Origin of the sequence: Allobrachymonas sp. (genome assembly GCF_041912815.1) — a bacterium.
Lineage (GTDB): Bacteria > Pseudomonadota > Gammaproteobacteria > Burkholderiales > Burkholderiaceae_C > Brachymonas.
The window spans coordinates 1-21,460 of sequence record NZ_JAYRLV010000007.1 but is presented as its reverse complement, the minus strand read 5'-3'; the positions used below and the strand labels follow the sequence as shown (position 1 = coordinate 21,460).

Below are 21,460 nucleotides of genomic sequence, written 5' to 3'. Positions count from 1 at the left end.
GGGCGCAGCATGTCTGACTCTCTGGAGAGAATTCCGGCGCGCAGGATCTGGCAGGTCGGTGCACTGTGTCATGCCATTGCCGACGCCTTGGAGGCACGCTTTGGATCGGTGACGGTGCAGGGTGAACTCGCCGGGGTGAGCCGTGCCGCGAGCGGGCATTGGTACTTCAGCCTCAAGGATGCCGCTGGCCAGTTGCGCTGTGCCATGTTCCGCCGGGCTGCCAGCCTGCTCGACTGGCAGCCGCAGGAAGGCCAGCAGGTGGAGGTGCGCGGGCGTCTGGCCGTGTACGAGGCGCGTGGCGAGCTGCAGCTCATCGTCGAAAGCATGCGGCGTGCCGGGCAGGGGGCTCTGTACGAGGATTTTCTGCGCCGCAAGGCTGCCTTGCAGGCATTGGGATGGTTCGATGCCGCGCGCAAGCGTGTCGCCACCCCCTATCCCCGTGGAATCGGACTCGTCACCTCCCTGGGCGCTGCCGCCTTGCGGGATGTGGCGTCGACATGGGCCCGGCGCGCGCCGCATGTGCCCGTGGTGCTCGTACCCGCGCTGGTGCAGGGGCAGGGGGCTCCTGCCGATCTGGTGCGTGCATTGCAGACCCTGTACCGTTTGGTGGAGCGTCAGCGACAGGGGACCGCTCCCGCAGGCATTGCGCCCATCGACACCATCGTGCTGGTGCGAGGAGGGGGGTCTCTCGAAGACCTCTGGGCCTTCAACGATGAGGGGGTGGCAGAAGCCATCATTCACAGCCCCGTGCCCCTGATCACGGGCGTGGGCCATGAAACCGATTTCACGATTGCCGATTTCTGCGCCGATCTGCGAGCTCCTACGCCTACGGCCGCTGCAGAGCTTGCGGCGCTTCCCCGGGAGGACATCCTGCATCAGGTCACTCTGGAAGGGCAGCGACTGGGGCAATGGGTGGAACGCCGACTGCAGAACGAGGCGCAGCGCCTGGATCGGCTGGGCTGGACACTGGAACGTGCATGCGGACGGTTCAGGACGCAATCCCAGCGTCTGCAACAGATCGAGGGGCGCATGCAGCATGTGCTGCCCCGATGGCTGGGCGTGCACCGGCCCCGCTGGGAGGCATGGCGGCAGCGCCTGGAGCAGGCTGTGCGGCAGCAACGCATCACGCGCGAGCAACGGATGCAGCTGTCCCTGTGGCAGACGCGCATGCAGCGCGTGCTGCATCTGCAGCATGCGATGGCTGTCTCGCATCTTCGGGAGCTGGAGCGGCGGCTTCACGACAGCGTGCACACTGCGCTGGAAGCACAGGTTGCCTCGCTCACGACGCTCGAAACCGGCCTGCGGCTCATGAACCCGCAGGCCCTGCTGCAGCGAGGCTATGCACTGCTGCAGGACGACCAGGGGCATCTGTTGTCGCATCGTCGGGATTTTCGGCTGCAGCAGCAGGTACACGCCAGAATCAGCGACGGCGAAGTCCTGCTGACACCCCTGCCGGTGCAGATCCCGCTGCAGGGAGAGGAGGGGGAATGAAGCGCAGTGCCTGTCACCCTGCGGGTCCAGCTGGGGCAGAACTACGTCTTGCAACAGGGACAAGAACCCCTCGGGACAGCGTTGCACTTTCCCTATGCGACAATGATTCGGTCGAGCCGCGCATGGCGTGCCGGGAGTGATGGCAGACCATGCGCAGAGCTCGCATGAAATGCGGCAGGTGACGCGGGGCCTGTGCATTTCCACCCACTCATTCATCCCCACAAGGAGCCCAATCATGGAACACAAGCTTCCCGAACTGCCGTATGCACTGGATGCGCTCGCACCTGCCTATTCCAAGGAAACCATGGAATACCACTATGGCAAGCACCACAAGGCCTACGTCGACAAGCTCAACGAGCTGCAGAAAGGCACCGAGTTCGAGAGCATGGCCCTCGAAGACATCGTCAGAAAGTCGTCCGGCGCGCTGTTCAACAATGCAGCGCAGCACTGGAACCACTCCTTTTTCTGGAACTGCCTGACGCCCAACGGGGGTGCAGCTCCTGCCGGCGCTCTGGCGGATGCCATCAATGCCAAGTGGGGCAGCCTGGATGCCTTCAAGGAAGCCTTTACCAAGTCCGCCGTCGGCAACTTCGGTTCTGGCTGGACGTGGCTGGTCAAGAAGGTCGATGGTTCGCTGGACATCGTCAACACCAGCAATGCCGCTACTCCGCTCACTACGGGTGACAAGGCCCTGCTGACGGCCGATGTGTGGGAACATGCCTACTACATCGACTACCGCAATGCCCGTCCCAAGTTCCTGGAAGCCTATTTCGGCAAACTGGTCAACTGGGCCTTTGCAGAGCAGAACTTCGCCTGATGGACCGATAGACCAGGTCAGTCATCGACAAAGCGGGCATGCGCACAGCATGCCCGCTTTTTTTCGCACACGGACAGGTGGCAGAGCCGGTATCGACGCCTGCATGAAAAACGCCTTCCGACAAGGGAAGGCGTGGGGGCCGGAGAAGCCGCCGGCAGACAGAGAGAACAGAAGGGAGGAGCGCTACTCCCTCCCGCGCCTTCTGCAGATGGTGCGTCAGGCGATTTCCTGCACGAACTTGCGGGCTTCGGCCTGCAGCTCGCCGGTGGCATGATCTGCCACTTCCTGTGCCATGGCGCGTGCTCCATCCTTGTCGCCAATGGCCAGGAATTCGCGCGCCAGGGCCAGCTTGGTCGTGAGTGCATGCATGGCTTCGGCTTCCGGGGCAGCCGCAGGTTCGGGCGCGACACCGTTCTTCTGGATTTCGGGGGCATGGTCCAGATCGAGGGACAGTCCCTTCCAATCGAAGTCCAGCGGCTGTTCGCTGTCAGCAGCGTCACTGGCGGTGGGTGGGATGCTCGCTGCCGGTGCGGTGGGCTGCTGGGTGGCCACAGGGACTGCCACAGGGACTGCCACTGGCATGTCCATGGGCGTTGGTGCGACTGCCGGTGCTTCTGTGGGCAGCACCACGCTAGCGGGAGTCAGCGAGGCAGCCGCATGGCTGGCATCGAGTTCGTTGAAGTCGAGAGTGAGACCGGTGGTCTGAGCCGGTACATCGGTAGGTGCCGGCTGGGTATCCGGAGGCAGGGTATCGACATACGGCTTGACCGGGGCCTTCGGCGGAGCGGAGGACACTGCGGCAGCCTGTCCGGGAAGCAGCGATGCAGGCACACTTTCGGGAAGTTCGGTCGAGCTGAGCACGGCTCCCGAATCGGAAGCCGGGGTGCTGCTGGCTGCCGGTGCCGATGCATCGGTATACAGGGGGTTGCCAGGTTCCAGCGCGAGACCGTTCTTGCGTGCCAGATCCCAGTCCGGGCCTGCGGCCTGGGTCAGGTTCTTGAGTGTCTGGGCGGTCTGTGCATACGCCTTGGCGTCGCGGCGACGATGGTAGATTTCGAGCAGCTTGGCCAGAATGGCCACCCGGCCCGGATACTTGACCAGCGCATCCTTGAGGATTTCTTCGGCCTGCAGGTCACGCCCGTAAGCCATGTACACATCGGCTTCGGAAATGGGATCGACATCGGCCTCGGCATCGAGCTGACTGGGCGAATACAGCATCGAGGACTGGTTGATGTCGGTCTGCACGCCGGAGTCGGAGGTGTCCACATCCTTGCCCCCCGAGGCGTGGAAGAAGGAGTCGGGAGCGAAGTTGCTTTCGAGGAAGGAGCTTTCCTGGGTTTCCGCCTCTTTCTTGCGCTGACGGGCCCGGAAGGCGATCAGTCCCCCCACCAAGGCCAGCACACCGGCACCGCCTGCGAGCAGCAGGGGGTTGTCGAGGAGACTGGAGAAGAATCCCGGTTCTTCCTTCACGGGAGCGGGAGCAGGCGTGATGTGCTTCTTCTTGAGGGGAGCAGAGGCTGTCTTGAGCGGCGCCTTGGCTGCGGATGCTGTGGAGGCTGCGCTGCTGGCTGCACTGGCCGCGCCGCTGGCGGCCTGCAGGGCTGCGGGCGTGGTGGCGACCAGCGCACCTGCCTTGGGGGCAGAAGCAGCCTGGCCTCCTGTGGAGGACGCTGCGCCAGCGGCTGCACTGAGCTTTTTCAGATCGTCCAGGTTCTTGTTGAGCTCGTTGGTGCGGGAGTTGTTGGCTTTTTCCTGGGCAGCCTTGGCAATCCGCTCCTCGGTCTTGTTCTTGCCCTTGAGCGCTCCCTTGGACAGGGTCAGGGCATCCGGTGCGGCAGCATGTGCGGACTGGGTGTCCTGCACCTGTGCCTGCACTGCTCCGCCACTCTGGCGTGCGTTGGTCGTAGCCTGAGTGGTGGTGGTTTCGGCGAGCTTGTGGCGATAGCTGCGGAAGTCGGCACTCTGCGCGGCGATTTCACGGCTGGCCTGGGGCGCGGCTGTGGAAGTGGCCTGCGATGCCGAGGGCATCTGGATCACGGCACCCGATTTCAGGCGGTTGACGTTGCCGTCGATGAAGGCGTGGGGGTTGGCGCGCAGCATGGCCACCAGCATCTGATCGAGCGACACATTGGCGGGCTTGCGCATGGCTGCCAGGCTGCCGGCTGTGTCGCCAGGGCGTACACGAACCACTTTGGCACCATGCGAGGCATGACGAGAGGCCTTGCCGGCAGGGGCGGCAGGCCGTGCCGCGGCGTGACGGGCTGTGGCAGGGCGAGGAGCGATCTCTGCAGCCCGAGGGGGAGCTGCACGGTGCCGGGGGGCGGAGACCTCTGCGGCTGTCACGGCGGGGGCAGCGCGGTGGGCACGGCTGGGAGGATCCAGCAAAATGGAGTAGTCGCGAACCACCTGTCCAGAGCCGTCGTTGGCCTGCAGGACCACGTCCAGGAACGGATCGCTCAGGGGTCTGTCGCTGGTCAGGCGCAGCACCGTGCGGCCATTGATGCGCTGTACGCTCGAACGGATGCTGCTGACTATGGGGTTGTAATCCAGTCCACGCTTGGAATAGTTGGCTGCAGGTGCCAGCCCGGCGCGCAGTTCGCCGGGGCGGGCATCCAGGATTTCCACTTCAGCGTGCAGGGGCTGGCCCAGTGCGGATTGCACATGCAGCTTTCCGAACCCCAGGGCGTAGCTGTTGGTGCTGATTCCGGCCATGACGAGGGCAGCCGCCACGGCAATGCGTGACAGAGGGCTGCGCACGGATGCATCGCCTGCATCGGCGGGGGAAAAGTGCGTGGTGCAATGGTTCATGGGCGTGTGTGAGACAGGGTGAACGAGGTCTTGAAGTGGGAGCCGGCATCGCAACCGACCTGCACTGCCAACCTTCAGTGCCGGATCAGCCTATTGTCACCGAGTGATTTGTAAAATGAAACGTTTCGTTGCAGATAGGCTACGACGAAAGGGATATCCGCTCCCTCCTGCGTGCAGGCTGGCCTGTTTCTGCTGTCAGGACGATCCGTCGGGGTAGTGTAGGACAAATATGCGGTTGCCATGCACCCATGCAAAAAGCCTTCATCGACAGCGAGTCGATGAAGGCTTCAGGGGACAAAGTTCACTCGGTCCGGTGCCCTGTACCTGGCTCCCGTTCCGGTGGATGGAGGGGGAACACGCAGGGAGGAGATCAGTCTTCCAGCAGGATGCGCAGCATGCGGCGCAGCGGTTCGGCCGCGCCCCAGAGCAGCTGGTCACCGATCGTGAAGGCGCCGACATATTCCGGCCCCATGGCGAGCTTGCGAATGCGTCCGACCGGAATGGTCATGGTGCCGGTCACAGCCACGGGAGTGAGATCACGGAGCGTGTCTTCCTTGTTGTTGGGCACGACCTTTGCCCACGGATTGTCGGCAGCGATCAGCGCCTCGATGTCTGCCACAGGCACGTCCTTCTTGAGCTTGAAGGTCAGCGCCTGGCTGTGGCAGCGCATGGCGCCCACACGCACGCAGTACCCGTCCACGGGAATGGGGGCTGTTCCGAAGCCTTCGCCCAGTCCCATGATCTTGTTGGTTTCGGCCATGCCCTTCCATTCCTCGCGGGAGTAGCCGTCGCCCAGGTCCTTGTCGATCCACGGAATCAGGCTGCCGCCGAGCGGCACGAGGAAATTGGCAGTTTCTGCGGCAGTCAGCGCACGCTGCTTGGCGATGACCATGCGGTCGATTTCCAGAATGGCGCTCTTGGGATCCTGCAGCAGGGACTGGACTTCGCCATGCAGGGTGCCGAACTGCGTGAGCAGCTCGCGCATGTGCTGGGCGCCACCTCCGCTGGCTGCCTGGTAGGTCTGGGTGCTCATCCATTCGACCAGTCCGGCCTTGTAGAGGGCCCCTACACCCATGAGCATGCAGCTCACGGTGCAGTTGCCGCCGATCCAGTTGTTGCCCCCTTCGGCCAGTGCCTTCTTGATGACGGGCATGTTCACGGGATCGAGCACGATCACGGCATCGTCCTTCATGCGCAGGGTGCTGGCTGCATCGATCCAGTGCCCCTTCCAGCCTGCGGCGCGAAGCTTGGAGAAAATCTCCGTGGTGTAGTCGCCGCCCTGGCAGGAAAGAATCACGTCGCATCTGCGGAGCGCTTCCAGATCGTAGGCGTCCTGCAGGGTTTTTTCGTTCTTGGCCATGTCGGGCGCAGCGCCGCCCGCATTGGAAGTGGAGAAGAAAACCGGTTCGATCAGATCGAAGTCCTTTTCTTCCTTCATGCGGTCCATCAGAACCGAACCCACCATGCCACGCCAGCCTACGAGGCCGACCAGATTGCCAACTTTCATTGCGTACACGCCTTTCTCAGTGATGACCTAAAAGTGAGGGCCCGGAAAGACGAGGCAGGATCCGGGCGCACGAAAAGCAAACCTTTTCAGGCAGCGCCAGAACGATCATCGGATGGGAAAAAGGAACCTGTGCCCGGCTCGTCTGGGCCGGGGAAAGTGGCGCACGACGAACCTGGACTGGATCAGCCCTTGATGGTTGTCGTTTTGGTGATGCAGATCGATGCAAATGCACTTGCACCTGCAACCGGCGAGGGCTGCAGCGTGTGAATGGAATATTGCATGCGGATCATGCCTTGATTATAGGCAGTTGCAATGCCGGGCGGCGTGCAGCGGCTGCAGGATTGTTGCGTGGGCGCGAATCCTTGCCCCATTGGCATGCCTGTGCACACTGTGGAAGTTCAGGCGCCAGTGCTTCCGCACTGTCGGATGCGGCCGACCCGGCAGGTGGCGGAGCATTCCCCTACACTGTGCAGCCATGAAGATTTTGCTCGATGCTTTCTGGCGGGCGGTGGCGTACTGTCTGCACCCCCGCGTGATTGTGCTGTCCCTGCTGCCCCTCGTGCTGCTCATCGCTGTGGCACTGGCTTTTGCGCAGTGGGGATGGATGCCGGCGGTCGATGCCGTGCGCCAGGCCCTGGAGGGTACGGCGGTGCAGACGGTGATCGACCGTGCGGTGGAGTGGCTGCACATGCCGCAGCTCAAGGCGGTGGTGCCGGTGCTGACGGTGATCTTCGCCATCACGCCGCTGCTGGTGCTGGTCTCCCTGCTGGCCATCGCCTTTTTCATGACTCCCCCTCTGACGCGCATGGTGGCCGAGCGGCGTTTCCCGCTTCTGGAGCAGCGCCACGGAGGCTCCTTCTTCGGCAGTGTCGGATGGTCTCTGGGGCATACCGCGCTGGCGCTGGTGGCGTTGGGACTGAGCATTCCCCTGTGGTTCGTGCCCCCCCTGGTGCTGATCGTGCCGCCGCTCATCTGGGGCTGGCTCACCTATCGCGTCATGGCCTACGACACCCTGGCAGATTTTGCTTCCCGCGAGGAGCGGCGGGCCCTCATGCGCAGCCATCACGTGGAATTGCTGGTCATGGGCATCATTGTCGGACTGCTGGGGGCAGCGCCCGGGGTCGTGTGGAGTTCGGTGGCATTCTTTGCCGTAGCCTTTGTGCTGCTGGTGCCGGTGGCCGTGTGGATCTATGCGCTGGTCTTTGCCTTTTCCTCCCTGTGGTTTGCCCATTACTGCCTGGCGGTGCTGCAGCAGATGCGTCTTGCTGCCGATGCCGAGCAGGCAGCCAGAACCGCCGCAATGGACGTCATCGATGTGTCGGCGCGTACCATGGGAGAGGGAGAGCCCCCGCAAGGCAGGGGCCTCGTGTCGCGTCTTTGACCAGGCAGGGCTGTGGAATGCCTGCCGCCCTCTGCCAAACGGGAACTTTCATCGGGAGAAAACATGAATTCACCTGCATCCGCAATATCGACTGAATCCCTTCAGACCGGCTCCTTGCCAGAGGGAGTGGTTCCGCCTGCTCCCCATGCCTCGATGCCCACTTTCGGGCTGCTGGTCCTGGGGGACGAGCTGCTGTCGGGCCGGCGTGCCGACAAGCATGTGCCCAAGGCCATCGAGCTGCTGGGCGCGCGGGGCCTGGCACTGTCCTATGTGCACATGATCGGGGACGACCGTGCACGCATCGCCGATCAGCTGCGGCGGTCATTTGCCAGTGGCGATGTGGTGTTCAGCTGTGGGGGCATTGGCGCCACCCCGGATGACCACACGCGGCAGGCTGCGGCAGAAGCACTGGGCGTTCCGCTCGCCATGCACCCGGCTGCCCGGGCGCAGATCCTGGCGCGCATGCGCGACGTGGCCAGCGAAAAGGGCGAACCTTTCGACGAAGAGCGTGCCGACAATCTCCAGCGTCTCCAGATGGCCATGTTCCCAGAGGGGGCCAGCATCATTCCCAATCCCTACAACCGCATTGCCGGGTTTTCGGTCGGACATGTGCACTTCATGCCGGGTTTCCCGGTCATGGCGTGGCCCATGATGGAATGGGTGCTCGACACGTTCTATGCACGCTGGTTCGAAAGGCGCCATTGGGTGGAACGTTCCATCATCGTGCGCAAGGCCTACGAGGCGGCCCTGACTCCCCTGATGGAGCGGCTGGAGGCCGCCTATCCCGGCATCAAGGTCTTCAGTCTGCCGAGCGTGGATCACCCCGTATATGGCCCGCACATCGATCTGGGGGTCAAGGGAGGGGATCAGCAGGCGGTGGATGCGGCCTTTGAGGACATGGTGCGCAGCCTTGGCGCCATGGGATGTGATCTGGGCCCCGAATTGCGCCGATGATTTGCACCTGTTTGGTGCAAATGCCTTTTTGTGGTGCCTTCCGGTTGCTGTATTCAGAGGGAATCGCGTGGGCGAACCCTTCCGTTTTTTTGCGGCCGGTCAACCCGGAGGCAGGAAAAAACCGCAACACAAGGCACAATAGCAGGTGGACGAAATGACCGTAAAGGCGGTTCCCCTTCGAGTCCCCGGCGGGGTATCGGAGTGCACGGAGCATCCTGTGTACATTCCTGTCTCATGGTACGTTGGCACGTTTTGTGCATGCCCGTTGCGCCGCAGGCCGCCATGAAGTTGGTTTTCTGAATAATTGTGTAACCCTCTTGAGGAGATTCCAGATGGCAAAAACCGTCGCTGAAGTGATGAGCATGGTGAAGGAGAACGAGGTCAAGTTTGTCGACTTCCGCTTCACCGACACCCGTGGCAAGGAGCAGCACGTGACCGTGCCCATCTCCGCCTTTGACGAGGGCAAGTTCTCCGAAGGCCACGCGTTCGACGGTTCCTCCGTCGCAGGCTGGAAGGGCATCGAAGCATCCGACATGCTGCTCATGCCCGATGCAGAAACTGCGGTGGTCGATCCCTTCTTCGAGGAAACGACGCTGGTGCTGACCTGCGACGTGCTCGAACCGGGCGACGGCAAGGCCTATGACCGCGATCCCCGCTCCATCGCCAAGCGCGCTGAAGCGTACCTCAAGGCTTCCGGCCTGGGCGATGCCGCCTACTTCGGACCTGAACCCGAATTCTTCATCTTCGATGGCGTGCGCTTCAGTACCGAAATGGGCCGCACCATGTACGAAATCGACGAATACGAGGCTCCCTGGAACAGCGGCCGCGACTTCGACGGCGGCAACAAGGGCCACCGTCCCACCATCAAGGGCGGCTACTTCCCCGTTCCCCCCGTCGACAGCACGCAGGACATGCGCGCCGAGATGGTCATGATCCTCGAATCCCTGGGCATTCCGGTCGAAGTGTTCCACCATGAAGTGGCGGGCGCAGGCCAGAACGAGATCGGTACCAAGTTCAGCACGCTGGTGCAGCGCGCCGACTGGACCCAGCTCCAGAAGTATGTGGTGTGGAACGTGGCCAACGCCTATGGCAAGACCGCAACCTTCATGCCCAAGCCCTATGCAGGTGACAACGGCAGCGGCATGCACGTGCACCAGTCCGTCTGGAAGGATGGCAAGAACCTGTTCGCAGGCAACGGCTATGCAGGCCTGTCCGATTTCGCCATCTACTACATCGGCGGCATCATCAAGCACGCACGCGCCCTGAACGCCATCACCAACCCCTCCACCAACAGCTACAAGCGTCTGGTGCCGCACTTCGAGGCTCCCGTGAAGCTGGCTTACTCCAGCCGCAACCGCTCTGCCTCCATCCGCATCCCGCACGTGATGAGCGACAAGGCACGTCGCGTCGAAGCCCGTTTCCCCGACCCGATGATGAACCCCTACCTGGGCTTTGCTGCCCTGCTGATGGCCGGTCTGGATGGCGTGGAAAACAAGATCCATCCCGGAGAGGCTGCCACCAAGGATCTGTACCATCTGCCGCCCGAAGAGGACAAGCTGGTGCCGACCGTGTGCCACAGCCTGGATCAGGCCCTCGAAGAGCTGGACAAGGACCGTGCATTCCTGACCAAGGGCGGCGTCTTCACCGACAGCATGCTCGACGCCTACATCGAGCTCAAGATGAGCGAAGTGAACAAGCTGCGCATTCAGCCGCACCCGGTTGAGTTCGAAATGTACTACTCGCTGTAAGCCGGTGGTATTCGCAAAAAAGCGGCGCAAGCCGCTTTTTTGTTGCCCGAAATGTAAAACCTGGACAGTGTCTCTTGGTTTTTCTTTGTAACTGTCAGATACTCATGTCACCACTGGTCAGTCGATGGGTGGTGTGCGTTGTCCATCTGGTCATTGACGGAAGTCGAGAGAGTCAAGCATGAAGAAACTGGGATTGCTCTTGTCGTTGGGAGTGCTGGGCGTGGGAGCCGTGCTGCCTGCCCAGGCACAGAGCCGTATCTATCGGTGTGGCAACGAATACACCAACAGTGCCGAGCGCATCCGTCAGGGGGGATGTGTAGCCCTGCGTGGCGGCAATGTGACCGTGGTGCGGGGTGGAACGATTCATGGGGTGACGGGGGGCAGTGCATCCGTGGTGCCTGCAGTGGCGAGTCCGCGCATGCGTGCGCAGAGCCGTCCTGCTCCTCTGAGCAACACCCCCACGCCACGGCGCATCGAGGATACGACCCAGCGTACCCGCGAGGCAGGGGCTCGCGCCATTCTGCAGGCCGAGTGGCAGCGCACGACCCAGAAGCTGGCCGATCTGCGCCGGGAATACAACAACGGCGAGCCTGAGCGCATGGGCTCTGAAACGCACAACTACCAGAAGTACCTGGAACGTGTGGCGGGCCTGCGTGCCAGCATCCAGCGTGCCGAGAGCGATCTGGCAGGGCTGCGCCGCGAACTGGGACGTGCGGGCGGGTAAGACCGCGTGACGCAGGGAGAGACTTCGCCTTCCTGCCATGCTCCCTTTGCAGGACGCAACCGCGCTGCAGGCTTTTGCCCTGGCTGCGCGGTTTTTGTTATTCCAGCCCGAGTTCCTGAATCTTGCGCGTGATGGTGTTGCGCCCGATGCCCAGCCGGTGAGCGGCCTCGATGCGGCGCTGGTGCGTCGAATGCAGGGCCGTGCGGATGAGGGTGCGTTCGCATTCGCCGATGAGCGCTTCCCAGATGTCGTTTCGTCCCTGCTCGAGCAGCAGCTGGGCTGCATGGGCCAGGCCCTGCTTCCAGTCTGTCGCCAGGGTTTGGGTGAGGTCCATCAGGGCATGTCCATCGGTGGTGGGCCAGCCTTGTGGCAGCGACATGGGCTCGGTCACCGGAGCGGAGACGGGGATCACCGTACCGCCTGAGACCGACGGACTGCCTGATGCAGTTGTGTCCGTGCCTTCGGGGGGCAGCGAAGAGCGCAGGGCAGCGGGGGCCGTGTTGAAGGACAGTGCGGCATCGGAGGCTGCCGAGGGGGCCGGGGCGCCTGCAGTGGCCGATTCGGTAAGGACTTCGGGAGGGAGATCCTTGACCTCGACGATCTGTGACGGGGACATGACGGTCAGCCAGTGGCAGATGTTTTCGAGCTGGCGCACATTGCCCGGAAAGCTGAAGGCGGAGAGGCGCTGCATGGCCTCGTCGCTGAGCCGCTTGGGTTCGACGCCCAGCTGCTGGGCACTGGTTTGGAGAAAATGACGCACCAAAATGGGGACATCTTCCCGGCGTTCATGCAGGGCCGGCAAACGCAGACGGATCACGTTGAGGCGGTGGAAGAGATCCTCGCGGAATTCGCCCAGGCGCACGCGGTCTTCCAGATTCTGGTGCGTGGCGGCGATGATGCGGACGTTGGCCTTGATGGCGCTGTGGCCACCGACACGGTAGAAGTGCCCATCGCTGAGCACACGCAGCAGGCGTGTCTGCAGCTCGAAGGGCATGTCGCCGATTTCGTCGAGGAAGAGGGTGCCGCCTTCGGCCTGTTCGAAGCGTCCACGGCGCTGGGCCTGTGCGCCAGTGAAGGAGCCTCGCTCGTGGCCGAAAAGTTCGCTTTCGAGCAGGTCCTTGGGAATGGCGGCCGTGTTGATGGCCACGAAGGGCCCCTTGGCGCGGGGGGAATGGCGGTGCAGGGCACGGGCCACCAGCTCCTTGCCCGTGCCGCTCGCACCGGTGACCAGCACCGTCACATGGCTCTGGCTGAGGCGGCCGATGGCGCGGAACACATCCTGCATGGCAGGGGCCTGTCCCAGGATTTCCTGGGGCATGACGTTTTCGTCGGCCTCTTCGGTGAATTCCTCGCGCTGGCTTTCCTGGGCGGCACGGCGAATGAGCTCGACGGCCTTGGGCACATCGAAGGGTTTGGGCAGGTATTCGAAGGCACCGCCCTGAAAGGCCGATACGGCGCTGTCAAGGTCGGAAAACGCCGTCATCACGATGACGGGCAGTGCGGGCAGGCGCTCCTGCACGCGGTTGAGCAGGTCCAGTCCCGAGAGGCCCTCCGGATCCGGCATGCGGATGTCGCTGACCAGCACCAGGGGCTGGCCATACTGGGCGGGCTTGTCGAGTGCGGCCAGCACCTGGCTGGGGCACGAGAAGCTCGTCACGGGAAGCTGGTCGCGTGCCAGCGCCTTCTGCAGCACGAAGCGGATGGACTCGTCGTCATCCACGATCCAGATTGATTTCATTGTCACCTTGGCCTCGCAATCCTGTGGCATTTTGCACAATTATGGTGCACATCGGTGCGATGCCCTGGCGGCTCCAGGACTAGAGCAGGGGAATCAGCACCCGGAATATGGTCTGGCCAGGCTCGCTTTCGCATTCGATCAGGCCGTGATGCTGCTGCACGTAGGTTTGTGCGAGCGTCAGGCCCAGACCGGTTCCGTTGGCGCGACCGGTGACGAGAGGGAAGAAGATCTGTTCAACAATGTCAGCCGGAATGCCTGGTCCGTTGTCGATGACAAGCAATTCCAGTGCCAATTTATGGCGCTGTTTACCCAAGGTAACCTGTCGGGCTACCCGCGTGCGCAGGGTGATGCGTGCATCACCGCGCGCAATGCGTTCCCCCAGGGCCTGTGCGGCGTTGTGGGCGATGTTGAGCACGGCCTGGATGAGATGTTCCCGGTCTCCGCGGAATTCGGGGATCGAGGTGTCGTAGTCGCGCACCACGGTGAGGCCATGCGGAAATTCGGCGACGATGAGTGCGCGCACCCGTTCGCAGACTTCGTGGATGTTGACTTCTCCCAGAGTGGGGGCGCTCCGATGTGGTGCGAGCAGGCGGTCCACCAGGGCCTGCAGGCGATCGGCTTCGCGGATGATGACCTGGGTGTATTCCTTGAGGGCCGGATCGGGCAGATCCATTTCGAGGAGCTGGGCTGCACCCCGCAGGCCCCCCAGGGGGTTCTTGATTTCGTGGGCCAGGCTGCGTACCAGGGTCTTGTTGGCCATGGACTGGGTGACCATGCGGTCTTCCCTGTCATGACGGACCTGGGCTTCGAGCGGGAGGAGTTCGACGATGACCTGATCCGGATCGTCGGTCTGGGCGACCACGACGTGCACGGGGAGGGGGTCCTGCCCCTGGCGCATGAGCCGGGCTTCGTAGCGCAGGGCGGCGTAGTCGTTGCTGCTGGCCCCCCGGATGGCCTGCAGGAGTACGCCGGGGCGGGCAAAGAAGCTGGCCAGAGTGGTGCCCAGCAGGGTGTGGCGGGAGTGGCCCAGTGCGTCTTCGAGAGCCGCGTTGGCGAACAGCACGGCACCTTCCGGATTGACCACCGATACGAGGGTGGCCAGCATGTCGAAAGGGGCGTAGCGTGCTTCGAGGACCGGATCGGTGGGAACGGTGACCACGGGAGCGCCCGGAGGACGCAGTTGCGGGGACGGATGACGGGGCAGGATTTCGGAATGGGGAGGACGCGTCTCCCGGCGACCAGGGGGGCTCGATCTGTTCATGGACGGGATGGTAATGCAGAACCCCGGGATTGATACAGCTTGTAACAGCATATCCTGCCCGATCCGTGGGGCATGTGTCGTTGTCCCCACGGGTCTTCTTGCTCCTCAGGACTGGGGCGGAGCGGAGGCGAGCGCGAGGGCTGTGCGCAGGATGCCCTGCAGGGTACTGGCGTCAAGGGCGTGCGCCTTGCCGAAGCCGCCGTTGAGGCTCGCGGATTCGGGCATCAGGCGCCAGAAGGCGAAGTCGGCAAAGTCGACATAGAGGGCTGCCTTGGGCTGCCAGGCCACGAAGGCGTCGCGGTGGATGGGCTTGTCCACATCCGGGATGCGCACGGCACGGCAGTCGACGCTGATGCGGGGGTGCGCCAGAGGGTCCCCGCCGCCGGATTCTCCCAGAAGCAGGCAGCAGCGCGGGTCATGCGACAGTGCGGCGAAATGCGCGGACAGGCCGGAGATCAGGATGAGGGGAATGCCCTCGGCATCCCGGCCCACGGCCACCCGGCTCACCTGGGGCCAGCCGTTGGAAGGAGACAGAAAGGCGAGGGCGCCCTGATGGGCATGAGCGAACAGGGAGGCAGCCAGGGACAGGGCCCGATCATCGACGGGTGTGAGAGCTTCTTGGCGAGAGCGCATGGTCAGGAGCAGGAAGAGGAGGGCAGAAGGGGATCAGGGCATAATCGGCACACACAGCGAGGGAGACACCCCCTCATTTCCGGGCACCGCACGATCCACGAGAAGTATATGGCGACCACCTCCAGCAAGACCCCCTCCACCTCTCTGCCCGAACAGGCAGAAGCCGATCAGCCCAAGAGCGTGGACGAAGGACACCTCCGGATCATCAAGAAGTACCCGAACCGCCGGATGTACGACACCGAGACCTCCAGCTACGTGACGCTCGCCGAGATCAAGGCGCTGGTGATGGCGGGGATCCCCTTTGTGGTGCGTGACGCCAAGACGCAGGATGACCTCACCCGCAGCATTCTGCTGCAGATCATTCTGGAGGAGGAGGCTGGGGGCAGTCCGCTGTTCAGCGAGACAGTGCTTGCCAATCTGATCCGGTTCTATGGACACACCATGCAGGGATTCTTCGGAGCCAGTCTGGAGAGCAATATCCAGGCTTTTGCCGACATGCAGAAGAAGATGATGGAGATGGCGCCCGGGTTCGGGGGGCGCGATGCATGGCAGAAGATGATGCACATGCCCATGCAGGGCATGCAGCAGATGCAGGACCAGATGCAGCGGCAATACCAGAAGAGCCTGCAGCAGTGGCTGGCGGCCTTCCAGCCCAAGCGCTGACCGGGCAGGGGCTGCGGCGCGGGCACCACAAGGGGGTGCAGCTGGGCAGATGCGTGCCGGGCTGCAAGCTGCGACAATAGCGCCCCATGACTGCACCGTACGTATCTTCTACCCCCAAGATCGGTTTTGTGAGCCTGGGCTGCCCGTGAGCTAGGCTATGTATATATAAAATGGGAATAAAAAAGCCACCTGGTCAGGTGGCTTCCCTCTGTGTGGAGTAGGTCAGGCGGCGCGCTTGATTGGCTCGGATAGCACGCGCAGATGCCCCTGGCCCTTGAGAAAATTGCGGTGGCAGTTGACCGCCACTGCTTCGGCCTCGCGTGCCACTGCCGCTCCGGCAGCAATCACCTTGCCGTCCACGATGATCGCCAACTCGGCCGGCTTGCCGTTGACGGTGACGCTTAGGCCTTCGTGGGCGACGGCCTGGATGCGGACGCCATCGATGGCGCCAGTGCGTTGTTCTCCGATCATGATCAGTGCTCCGCTTTCATCCATTTCTTCATTCCCGCACAGACGATGGCCGCGTACTCCGCTCCCTCTCGCCCGGCACGCTGTATTTCATGTGGCTGGCTGTGCTCCAGCATCTGGTCCCACAGCTCAATCGCGTTCAGGACCTGGCTACGCTCCTCGCCGTTGAATCCAAACCGGGCGCCTTGATGCTCGCGACGGTATGCTTTGACACACGCATCAGCTACGCGCTCGCCTAAGATCGCGCCGTTGTCCGGGTCGATGGCCAGCCCGCGTGCCCGTACTGCGCAGCCGAGTGCCAACAGCCGGGCTTTGTCATCATCGGAGGGATGGCCGGCGTCGACTGCTGACATGGCGTCATAAATCGGCGCCATTTCGCGCAGAACTTCGTCTTGTGTCAGTGGCTGGGTGCGACGCATGATCCAGCCGAGCGCGTCAGTGTGGTCGATATTGCGGCGCTCGTGCTTATGCCTGGCTGCTTTGCGGTGCTTGGTTTTCATGCTGTCACCTCTTCCAGTTCGGACACGTGGTACCCGGCGTGCACAATTTTTGAGTGGATGTGGAACATCACGTTAAGTACTTCCGGGCCAATGATGTCGGTCATGCTGTGGCTCCGATAGTCTCAATGCGGCCATCGCGGTAATACAGCTTGTTGCCACGGCGGCTAGGAATGGCGGCATAGTCCATTGCACCCGGGCGCATGGGTGGAGTGCTCATGTCGCCGGTGCGGACCAGATTGAATTGCTTGCCGATGGGGCTGTAGTCGGGAGCGACAAAGCGCCTGCCGGCACGTGCGCCCTCTTTTGGGTCGGATGTCAGCGCATATTGGCCTCGACCGATCAGCACAACCTTGTTTTCCTCGACCAGTTGCTGCAGGACATGGCGGATCAGCTTCTCGCTGTGTGGCAGGCCACTGGCCATCTGGCGCGGTGTTGTAGCTCCTCGGCGCACCCTGACCAATACGTCTTCACGAGCGATGGCGTAGTCGGTGCGGTAATTAACCATGCTGCAGCTCCGATGCGGTGGATGCAGGGCGTTCCAGAAAATGGATGTGCTGCACCTGGCGGAACGTGAGCTGCAGTTGCTGCATGTCGACATCGATCTTGAGCAGAGAGCCCGTGGCATATCTGCGCGCTGCAGCCTCGGCGCCCTGTGCGTCGGCAAAGCAGAATTCTTGCTCGACATGCACAGGCTTGTCCTGTCCCTCCACGTTCAGCTTGAGACGCAGGACCGGGATGCTGCGCAGCGTCCCCGGCTCGATGGCGATACGAACTTCTGGCGGTGCAATCACGCGCCCGATGATGTGGATGGGCTGGTCGCTCATGGCTGCTTCTCCTGTTGAGGTGAATAGGTGCGTGTCCAGTGCTGCTGCACGAGCAGCAGCTCCAGGCGGGCGAGGGCGTTCCAAGCCGCGTGCGCCGCGTGCAGCAGGCGGGTGTCCTGGTCCTGCAGTTCACCCGTGGCCTCGGCCAACAGGTGGCGATACATGGCATCTGTGTAGCGCTCGATGCCGTTTGGTACGGATTTCCAGCCATCTGGCGTGTACTTCTCGGCGCCGTAGGTTGCGACATGGCCAACGGCCTGCAGCGCGCGAGGGAAGCCCTGCATCACCAGTCCCAGGCGGTTCTTCCCAGCGTCAAGCTTGGCACCGGGCTGGTGCGGATTGCGGCCATGCGGATCTGTCTCAGTGCTCATTCAGTGCTCCCCACCAGCTCAGCAGCCTGATTGCCATGGCGCACATCCTCGGCAGTCCAGCGGTCCGGCTGGATACGCTGCAGCTCGGCCAGCGCGCATTGCATTCCGGCGCGCCCGGTCAGGTGGCCGCACTTGGCATCGAGGTGGGCTTGCATGGCTGCGGTCTCGGCGTCCTGGACGTCCATGGCCGTGTCTTCCGCCTCTTGCTGGGCGCCGGTAGCGTCTGTGCATCCACTCACTGCGCATATCAGGATGCAGGCGATGACAATCGCGCCGATGATGGCGATGATGCCGGGCCACTGATTGGCAGCGCCATCCTGTTCCCTCGTAGGGAGGTTTAGGGGGAGCAGGTCGGCGTCATAGACCGCATTGGCGCGGTCGCGGTCGAGGTCTTTGGGGGCGGTCATGGCTGCACCTCCACGAACTTATGGTTGTCGTCCAGTCGGTAGGCTGTACCAGCCTCGATGCCGTCTTCGCCGACGTATGCGATGGCGGTGCGGTAGCGCTCTGCTTTGTAATCCCAGTAACGGATGCGAAGCTCTCCGGTTTCGCCAGCCGTGGCCGTGCCCGAGTTGCCAGCCGTGGCCGTGCCCAAGTCGCCAGCCGTGGCCGTGCCCTTGTAGCCAGCCGTGGCCGTGCCCTTGTCGCCAGCCGTGGCCGTGCCCAAGTCGCCAGCCGTGGCCGTGCCCTTGTAGCCAGCCGTGGCCGTGCCCGAGTTGCCAGCCGTGGCCGTGCCCGAGTCGCCAGCCGTGGCCGTGCCCTTGTAGCCAGCCGTGGCCGTGCCAAGCGCTCCGACTGCTGCGGCTGCGCCATCCCCTACCTGCAGGCTTGCGCCGATCACCGCAACACTGGCAGCTTGCGGCTCATGTTTGATCAGGTAGGCTGCAGCTTCCGCCTTGTCTCCGACGAAACGGAGGACGCAGCGTTCAAATTTGCACTTGCCGACGAGCATCTGGATGCCGGCAGATTCAACTTCCAACACCAGCCAGTTAGCGTGTTCGTGTTCCCAGTGCGAGACACAGTCGTGTTCACCATGGCCGTACAGCCATCCGTGCAGGCCATTGCCGCATTCAGTGTTCGCTTTCCAATCAGGGGCTACCACTTCCGCCCCGACTGTCATCGGCCACTGGAATCCGCCGTGGCTGGAGCCATCAGGACGGCATACGCGCAGGACGAGGGAGGTTTTCGCGCTCATGCCACACCGCCTTCCTGCAGCTGCTGCACCTCGTACACGCGTTTGCCGGTGACGGCAGCTGCCGTGGCGCGGGCGTAGTCGGCGTGCGGTGCGCGGAACTGGATCGTCGGCAGGCGGCCTGCGCTGGCCGCGATTTCTACCTGGTCGGCCGGCATGTCTGCCGGAATGAGGGCGCAGCGGTAGCGCCTGGTGCGTTGGACTTGCATTGCCATAATTGCTCCTGGTTATTGCTGCGAAAAGCCAGTCAGGGCCACGGCGGCGTTGTCCAGCAGGTTGCCGCCCTGACTAGCCTTACTGCTTTGCAGCTTGTTGGCATGAGTGGTACTATACCCGAAGGTAATTACCTGAAGACGTACCTAGTGGTAATTATTTATGTATCAATATGCAACTGTGCCGATGGGAAACAAGGAGTGGTCATGGATGAGAACAGCCGCCGCATGCTGGACTGGGCTGAACAGCAGGGGCACGAAAACATGCGGGTGCGCATGCAGGTGACAGAGGCTTTGGCAAAAGAGGCGCACGCCACGCTGACACTGGCCATGGCGGCCTTGTCTGGCGGGGTGGGTTATGCGGTGCGACTTTTGGGGGCGGGCGCGCTACAGCCGGCCGGCTGGGGCTTGCTGGTGGTGACGGCGTGGGTGGCAGTGGTGGCGGGCCTGCTGCTGGGCAAGTGCATCATGAGCCGCGATTTGCAGATCGGGGCCAACGAACCCAAGAATCTGTACAAACCGGCCTACGAGGTGGACGATTTGCGTGCTGCCGAGCTGGAGGGTTTGCAGCGCCGTATTGAGCACAACACCGCCCGCAACCGGGCCGTGGCCTGCTGGCTAGATCGTTGCAGGGGCATGCTGGTGGCAAGCCCGTTGGTGTTTATTGCGGCCTGGGCTGTGGCGGTGGCCGGTTAAACGGCTCTTGTGGGCTGCGCCGCTCCGGGGTAGGGTCCGGCTGTACGGCAGCCGCTCGCGCAAGAACCAGAAGCTGCTTGACGGTGTGCGGGCCGCCGTGGAGAATGCGGCATGCTGATCGCTCACCGCATCGCGCTCGACCCGAACAACGCGCAGGCCACGTACTTTGCGCGCGCGGCGGGCACGGCGCGCTTCGCCTACAACTGGGCGTTGTCCGAGTGGCAGCGGCAATATGAGGCGTGGAAGGCCGACAACGCTTTGCCCAAGCCCTCGCAGGCGGCGCTGCGGCGGCAACTGAACGCCGTCAAGCGCGAGCAGTTTCCGTGGATGCTCGAAGTCACGAAGAACGCGCCGCAGATGGCGATCATCCAGTTGGGGCAGGCGTTCCAGAACTTCTTTGCGGGCCGCGCCCGGTATCCGCGATTCCGCAAGAAGGGCGTGCACGACCGCTTCACGCTCACCAACGACCAGTTCGACATCGACGGTTCCCGCATTCGCATCCCCAATCTGGGCTGGGTGCGCATGCGCGAGACGTTGCGCTTCGCTGGCAAGATCATGTCAGCCACGGTCTCCCGTGTGGCCGACCGCTGGTTCGTCAGCATCACCGTAGACACGCCCAATAGTTCGCACCTGCCGAAAGCCGAAAACCAAGGCGAGGTGGGTGTCGATCTGGGCGTGTCGGCATTGGCGACGCTCTCGACGGGAGAAACGATCCCAGGTCCGAAGCCCCACAAGGCGCTGCTGGACCGCTTGCGCAGGCTCTCGCGCAGCCTGAGCCGCAAGCAGAAGGGATCGGCTAACCGCCACAAGGCCAAGGCCAAACTGGCGATGCTGCACGCGAGCATCGCCGCGATCCGCTCGGACGCCCTGCACAAGCTCACCACGGACCTCACGCGCAGGTTCCACACCATCGGCATCGAGGACCTGAACGTGCGCGGCATGATGAGGAACCGGCATCTGGCACGCTCCATCGCCGACATGGGCTTCTTCGAGTTCCGGCGGCAGTTGGAGTACAAGGCCGCGATGCGCGGTGGTCAGGTCGTGGTGGCGGATCGCTTCTACGCCAGCAGCAAGACGTGCTCGGCGTGCGGGTACAAGCTCGCCGATCTGCCGCTGGCGGTGCGCTGGTGGACGTGCTCGGCGTGCGGTGTGGTCCACGACCGCGACGTGAACGCGGCGGCGAACCTAAGGAACATGGCCGTGAGTTCCACGGTTGCAGCCTGTGGAGAGGAAGGCGCTGGCTCGGGTCGCAAGACCCGAGTGAAACCGGCTTCGACGAAGCAGGAAGTCAGCGGCGGATTTGCTCAGCAATGAGCAGGTTTGCATAGGTCTGACGGAACGGTCCGGCTGCGACGGAACGGGAAGTGTGGCTATCGTCATAGCCCGCCTGGCCCCGACTTGTCGCGCACCCGCGCCAGTGCGTGATGGTGGGCCCCACCAACGATCGTCATAGCCCGCCTGGCCCCGACTTG

Annotated in this window: 22 protein-coding genes; 9 read left to right on the top strand and 13 right to left on the bottom strand. The window is 63.1% G+C overall.

Annotated elements, in window-relative coordinates:
- Positions 1–9: 9 nt before the first annotated feature.
- Both xseA and ACE3P9_RS07055 read left to right on the top strand, forming a co-directional pair.
- Positions 10–1,491, top strand: a complete 1,482-nt coding sequence (gene xseA / locus ACE3P9_RS07060; RefSeq protein ID WP_374492810.1) for an exodeoxyribonuclease VII large subunit — start codon at positions 10–12, stop codon at positions 1,489–1,491.
- Positions 1,492–1,726: 235 nt separating this feature from the next.
- On the top strand, positions 1,727–2,308 hold the full coding sequence (locus ACE3P9_RS07055) for a superoxide dismutase (RefSeq protein ID WP_374492808.1): 582 nt from the start codon (positions 1,727–1,729) through the stop codon (positions 2,306–2,308).
- Positions 2,309–2,524: 216 nt separating this feature from the next.
- Here ACE3P9_RS07055 and ACE3P9_RS07050 read toward each other — a convergent pair whose 3' ends face one another.
- A complete protein-coding gene (locus ACE3P9_RS07050) occupies positions 2,525–5,116 on the bottom strand; it encodes a FimV/HubP family polar landmark protein (RefSeq protein ID WP_374492807.1) in 2,592 nt (863 codons plus the stop codon).
- 370 nt (positions 5,117–5,486) lie between these two features.
- Positions 5,487–6,623: an aspartate-semialdehyde dehydrogenase gene (asd, locus tag ACE3P9_RS07045; protein ID WP_374492805.1), complete on the bottom strand. Its 1,137-nt coding sequence runs from the start codon at positions 6,621–6,623 to the stop codon at positions 5,487–5,489.
- A gap of 475 nt (positions 6,624–7,098) precedes the next feature.
- Between asd and ACE3P9_RS07040 the strand changes: the two genes are divergently transcribed.
- The 4 genes from ACE3P9_RS07040 (at position 7,099) to ACE3P9_RS07025 (ending at position 11,430) form a co-directional block, all read left to right on the top strand.
- Positions 7,099–8,004: an EI24 domain-containing protein gene (locus ACE3P9_RS07040; protein ID WP_374492803.1), complete on the top strand. Its 906-nt coding sequence runs from the start codon at positions 7,099–7,101 to the stop codon at positions 8,002–8,004.
- 153 nt (positions 8,005–8,157) lie between these two features.
- Complete coding sequence (locus tag ACE3P9_RS07035) at positions 8,158–8,958, top strand: competence/damage-inducible protein A (RefSeq protein ID WP_374492982.1); 801 nt, start codon at positions 8,158–8,160, stop codon at positions 8,956–8,958.
- A gap of 332 nt (positions 8,959–9,290) precedes the next feature.
- Positions 9,291–10,706, top strand: coding sequence for a type I glutamate--ammonia ligase (glnA, locus tag ACE3P9_RS07030; RefSeq protein WP_374492801.1), 1,416 nt, complete (start codon positions 9,291–9,293; stop codon positions 10,704–10,706).
- 178 nt (positions 10,707–10,884) lie between these two features.
- On the top strand, positions 10,885–11,430 hold the full coding sequence (locus tag ACE3P9_RS07025) for a hypothetical protein (protein WP_374492800.1): 546 nt from the start codon (positions 10,885–10,887) through the stop codon (positions 11,428–11,430).
- Between the two features lie 97 nt (positions 11,431–11,527).
- Here ACE3P9_RS07025 and ntrC read toward each other — a convergent pair whose 3' ends face one another.
- From ntrC to ACE3P9_RS07010, 3 genes are all read right to left on the bottom strand, one after another.
- On the bottom strand, positions 11,528–13,168 hold the full coding sequence (gene ntrC, locus ACE3P9_RS07020; protein WP_374492797.1) for a nitrogen regulation protein NR(I): 1,641 nt from the start codon (positions 13,166–13,168) through the stop codon (positions 11,528–11,530).
- 79 nt (positions 13,169–13,247) lie between these two features.
- Positions 13,248–14,273, bottom strand: a complete 1,026-nt coding sequence (gene glnL, locus ACE3P9_RS07015) for a nitrogen regulation protein NR(II) (RefSeq protein ID WP_374492980.1) — start codon at positions 14,271–14,273, stop codon at positions 13,248–13,250.
- Between the two features lie 261 nt (positions 14,274–14,534).
- Complete coding sequence (locus ACE3P9_RS07010; RefSeq protein ID WP_374492795.1) at positions 14,535–15,062, bottom strand: HugZ family protein; 528 nt, start codon at positions 15,060–15,062, stop codon at positions 14,535–14,537.
- Positions 15,063–15,170: 108 nt separating this feature from the next.
- On the opposite strand from ACE3P9_RS07010, the gene phaR reads away from it, so the two are divergent.
- A complete protein-coding gene (phaR, locus tag ACE3P9_RS07005) occupies positions 15,171–15,725 on the top strand; it encodes a polyhydroxyalkanoate synthesis repressor PhaR (protein ID WP_374492793.1) in 555 nt (184 codons plus the stop codon).
- A gap of 222 nt (positions 15,726–15,947) precedes the next feature.
- Here phaR and ACE3P9_RS07000 read toward each other — a convergent pair whose 3' ends face one another.
- The 8 genes from ACE3P9_RS07000 to ACE3P9_RS06965 form a co-directional block, all read right to left on the bottom strand.
- On the bottom strand, positions 15,948–16,196 hold the full coding sequence (locus ACE3P9_RS07000) for a hypothetical protein (protein ID WP_374492792.1): 249 nt from the start codon (positions 16,194–16,196) through the stop codon (positions 15,948–15,950).
- Positions 16,197–16,198: 2 nt separating this feature from the next.
- Positions 16,199–16,693, bottom strand: a complete 495-nt coding sequence (locus ACE3P9_RS06995) for a hypothetical protein (protein ID WP_374492791.1) — start codon at positions 16,691–16,693, stop codon at positions 16,199–16,201.
- A 100-nt stretch (positions 16,694–16,793) separates the two neighbouring features.
- Complete coding sequence (locus tag ACE3P9_RS06990; RefSeq protein ID WP_374492788.1) at positions 16,794–17,198, bottom strand: hypothetical protein; 405 nt, start codon at positions 17,196–17,198, stop codon at positions 16,794–16,796.
- Positions 17,191–17,517: a hypothetical protein gene (locus ACE3P9_RS06985; RefSeq protein ID WP_374492786.1), complete on the bottom strand. Its 327-nt coding sequence runs from the start codon at positions 17,515–17,517 to the stop codon at positions 17,191–17,193. The genes ACE3P9_RS06990 and ACE3P9_RS06985 overlap by 8 nt, the downstream gene beginning before the upstream one ends.
- Positions 17,514–17,888 (bottom strand): dATP/dGTP diphosphohydrolase domain-containing protein, encoded by a 375-nt coding sequence (locus ACE3P9_RS06980; protein WP_374492785.1) that lies wholly within the window; start codon positions 17,886–17,888, stop codon positions 17,514–17,516. The genes ACE3P9_RS06985 and ACE3P9_RS06980 overlap by 4 nt, the downstream gene beginning before the upstream one ends.
- Complete coding sequence (locus ACE3P9_RS06975) at positions 17,885–18,295, bottom strand: hypothetical protein (protein WP_374492783.1); 411 nt, start codon at positions 18,293–18,295, stop codon at positions 17,885–17,887. The genes ACE3P9_RS06980 and ACE3P9_RS06975 overlap by 4 nt, the downstream gene beginning before the upstream one ends.
- The gene (locus ACE3P9_RS06970; RefSeq protein ID WP_374492781.1) at positions 18,292–19,083 is read right to left on the bottom strand and encodes a hypothetical protein; all 792 of its coding nucleotides are present in this window, start codon (positions 19,081–19,083) and stop codon (positions 18,292–18,294) included. Before ACE3P9_RS06970 ends, ACE3P9_RS06975 begins: the two co-directional genes overlap by 4 nt.
- Positions 19,080–19,289, bottom strand: coding sequence for a hypothetical protein (locus tag ACE3P9_RS06965; RefSeq protein ID WP_374492779.1), 210 nt, complete (start codon positions 19,287–19,289; stop codon positions 19,080–19,082). Before ACE3P9_RS06965 ends, ACE3P9_RS06970 begins: the two co-directional genes overlap by 4 nt.
- A 210-nt stretch (positions 19,290–19,499) precedes the next feature.
- Here ACE3P9_RS06965 and ACE3P9_RS06960 point away from each other — a divergent pair, with 210 nt between their 5' ends.
- Both ACE3P9_RS06960 and ACE3P9_RS06955 read left to right on the top strand, forming a co-directional pair.
- Entirely contained in the window at positions 19,500–19,988 is a 489-nt protein-coding gene (locus ACE3P9_RS06960) for a hypothetical protein (RefSeq protein ID WP_374492777.1), read from the top strand.
- Positions 19,989–20,099: 111 nt separating this feature from the next.
- Entirely contained in the window at positions 20,100–21,302 is a 1,203-nt protein-coding gene (locus ACE3P9_RS06955; protein ID WP_374492775.1) for an RNA-guided endonuclease InsQ/TnpB family protein, read from the top strand.
- Positions 21,303–21,460 lie beyond the last annotated feature (158 nt).

What these genes read in the sequence shown, in the direction of transcription:
- xseA (WP_374492810.1), top strand. Translation starts at nt 10, where the DNA reads ATGTCTGACTCTCTGGAGAGAATTCCGGCGCGCAGGATCTGGCAGGTC.
- ACE3P9_RS07055 (WP_374492808.1), top strand. Translation starts at nt 1,727, where the DNA reads ATGGAACACAAGCTTCCCGAACTGCCGTATGCACTGGATGCGCTCGCA.
- ACE3P9_RS07050 (WP_374492807.1), bottom strand. Translation starts at nt 5,116, where the DNA reads ATGAACCATTGCACCACGCACTTTTCCCCCGCCGATGCAGGCGATGCA.
- asd (WP_374492805.1), bottom strand. Translation starts at nt 6,623, where the DNA reads ATGAAAGTTGGCAATCTGGTCGGCCTCGTAGGCTGGCGTGGCATGGTG.
- ACE3P9_RS07040 (WP_374492803.1), top strand. Translation starts at nt 7,099, where the DNA reads ATGAAGATTTTGCTCGATGCTTTCTGGCGGGCGGTGGCGTACTGTCTG.
- ACE3P9_RS07035 (WP_374492982.1), top strand. Translation starts at nt 8,158, where the DNA reads ATGCCCACTTTCGGGCTGCTGGTCCTGGGGGACGAGCTGCTGTCGGGC.
- glnA (WP_374492801.1), top strand. Translation starts at nt 9,291, where the DNA reads ATGGCAAAAACCGTCGCTGAAGTGATGAGCATGGTGAAGGAGAACGAG.
- ACE3P9_RS07025 (WP_374492800.1), top strand. Translation starts at nt 10,885, where the DNA reads ATGAAGAAACTGGGATTGCTCTTGTCGTTGGGAGTGCTGGGCGTGGGA.
- ntrC (WP_374492797.1), bottom strand. Translation starts at nt 13,168, where the DNA reads ATGAAATCAATCTGGATCGTGGATGACGACGAGTCCATCCGCTTCGTG.
- glnL (WP_374492980.1), bottom strand. Translation starts at nt 14,273, where the DNA reads ATGCTGGCCACCCTCGTATCGGTGGTCAATCCGGAAGGTGCCGTGCTG.
- ACE3P9_RS07010 (WP_374492795.1), bottom strand. Translation starts at nt 15,062, where the DNA reads ATGCGCTCTCGCCAAGAAGCTCTCACACCCGTCGATGATCGGGCCCTG.
- phaR (WP_374492793.1), top strand. Translation starts at nt 15,171, where the DNA reads ATGGCGACCACCTCCAGCAAGACCCCCTCCACCTCTCTGCCCGAACAG.
- ACE3P9_RS07000 (WP_374492792.1), bottom strand. Translation starts at nt 16,196, where the DNA reads ATGATCGGAGAACAACGCACTGGCGCCATCGATGGCGTCCGCATCCAG.
- ACE3P9_RS06995 (WP_374492791.1), bottom strand. Translation starts at nt 16,693, where the DNA reads ATGAAAACCAAGCACCGCAAAGCAGCCAGGCATAAGCACGAGCGCCGC.
- ACE3P9_RS06990 (WP_374492788.1), bottom strand. Translation starts at nt 17,198, where the DNA reads ATGGTTAATTACCGCACCGACTACGCCATCGCTCGTGAAGACGTATTG.
- ACE3P9_RS06985 (WP_374492786.1), bottom strand. Translation starts at nt 17,517, where the DNA reads ATGAGCGACCAGCCCATCCACATCATCGGGCGCGTGATTGCACCGCCA.
- ACE3P9_RS06980 (WP_374492785.1), bottom strand. Translation starts at nt 17,888, where the DNA reads ATGAGCACTGAGACAGATCCGCATGGCCGCAATCCGCACCAGCCCGGT.
- ACE3P9_RS06975 (WP_374492783.1), bottom strand. Translation starts at nt 18,295, where the DNA reads ATGACCGCCCCCAAAGACCTCGACCGCGACCGCGCCAATGCGGTCTAT.
- ACE3P9_RS06970 (WP_374492781.1), bottom strand. Translation starts at nt 19,083, where the DNA reads ATGAGCGCGAAAACCTCCCTCGTCCTGCGCGTATGCCGTCCTGATGGC.
- ACE3P9_RS06965 (WP_374492779.1), bottom strand. Translation starts at nt 19,289, where the DNA reads ATGCAAGTCCAACGCACCAGGCGCTACCGCTGCGCCCTCATTCCGGCA.
- ACE3P9_RS06960 (WP_374492777.1), top strand. Translation starts at nt 19,500, where the DNA reads ATGGATGAGAACAGCCGCCGCATGCTGGACTGGGCTGAACAGCAGGGG.
- ACE3P9_RS06955 (WP_374492775.1), top strand. Translation starts at nt 20,100, where the DNA reads ATGCTGATCGCTCACCGCATCGCGCTCGACCCGAACAACGCGCAGGCC.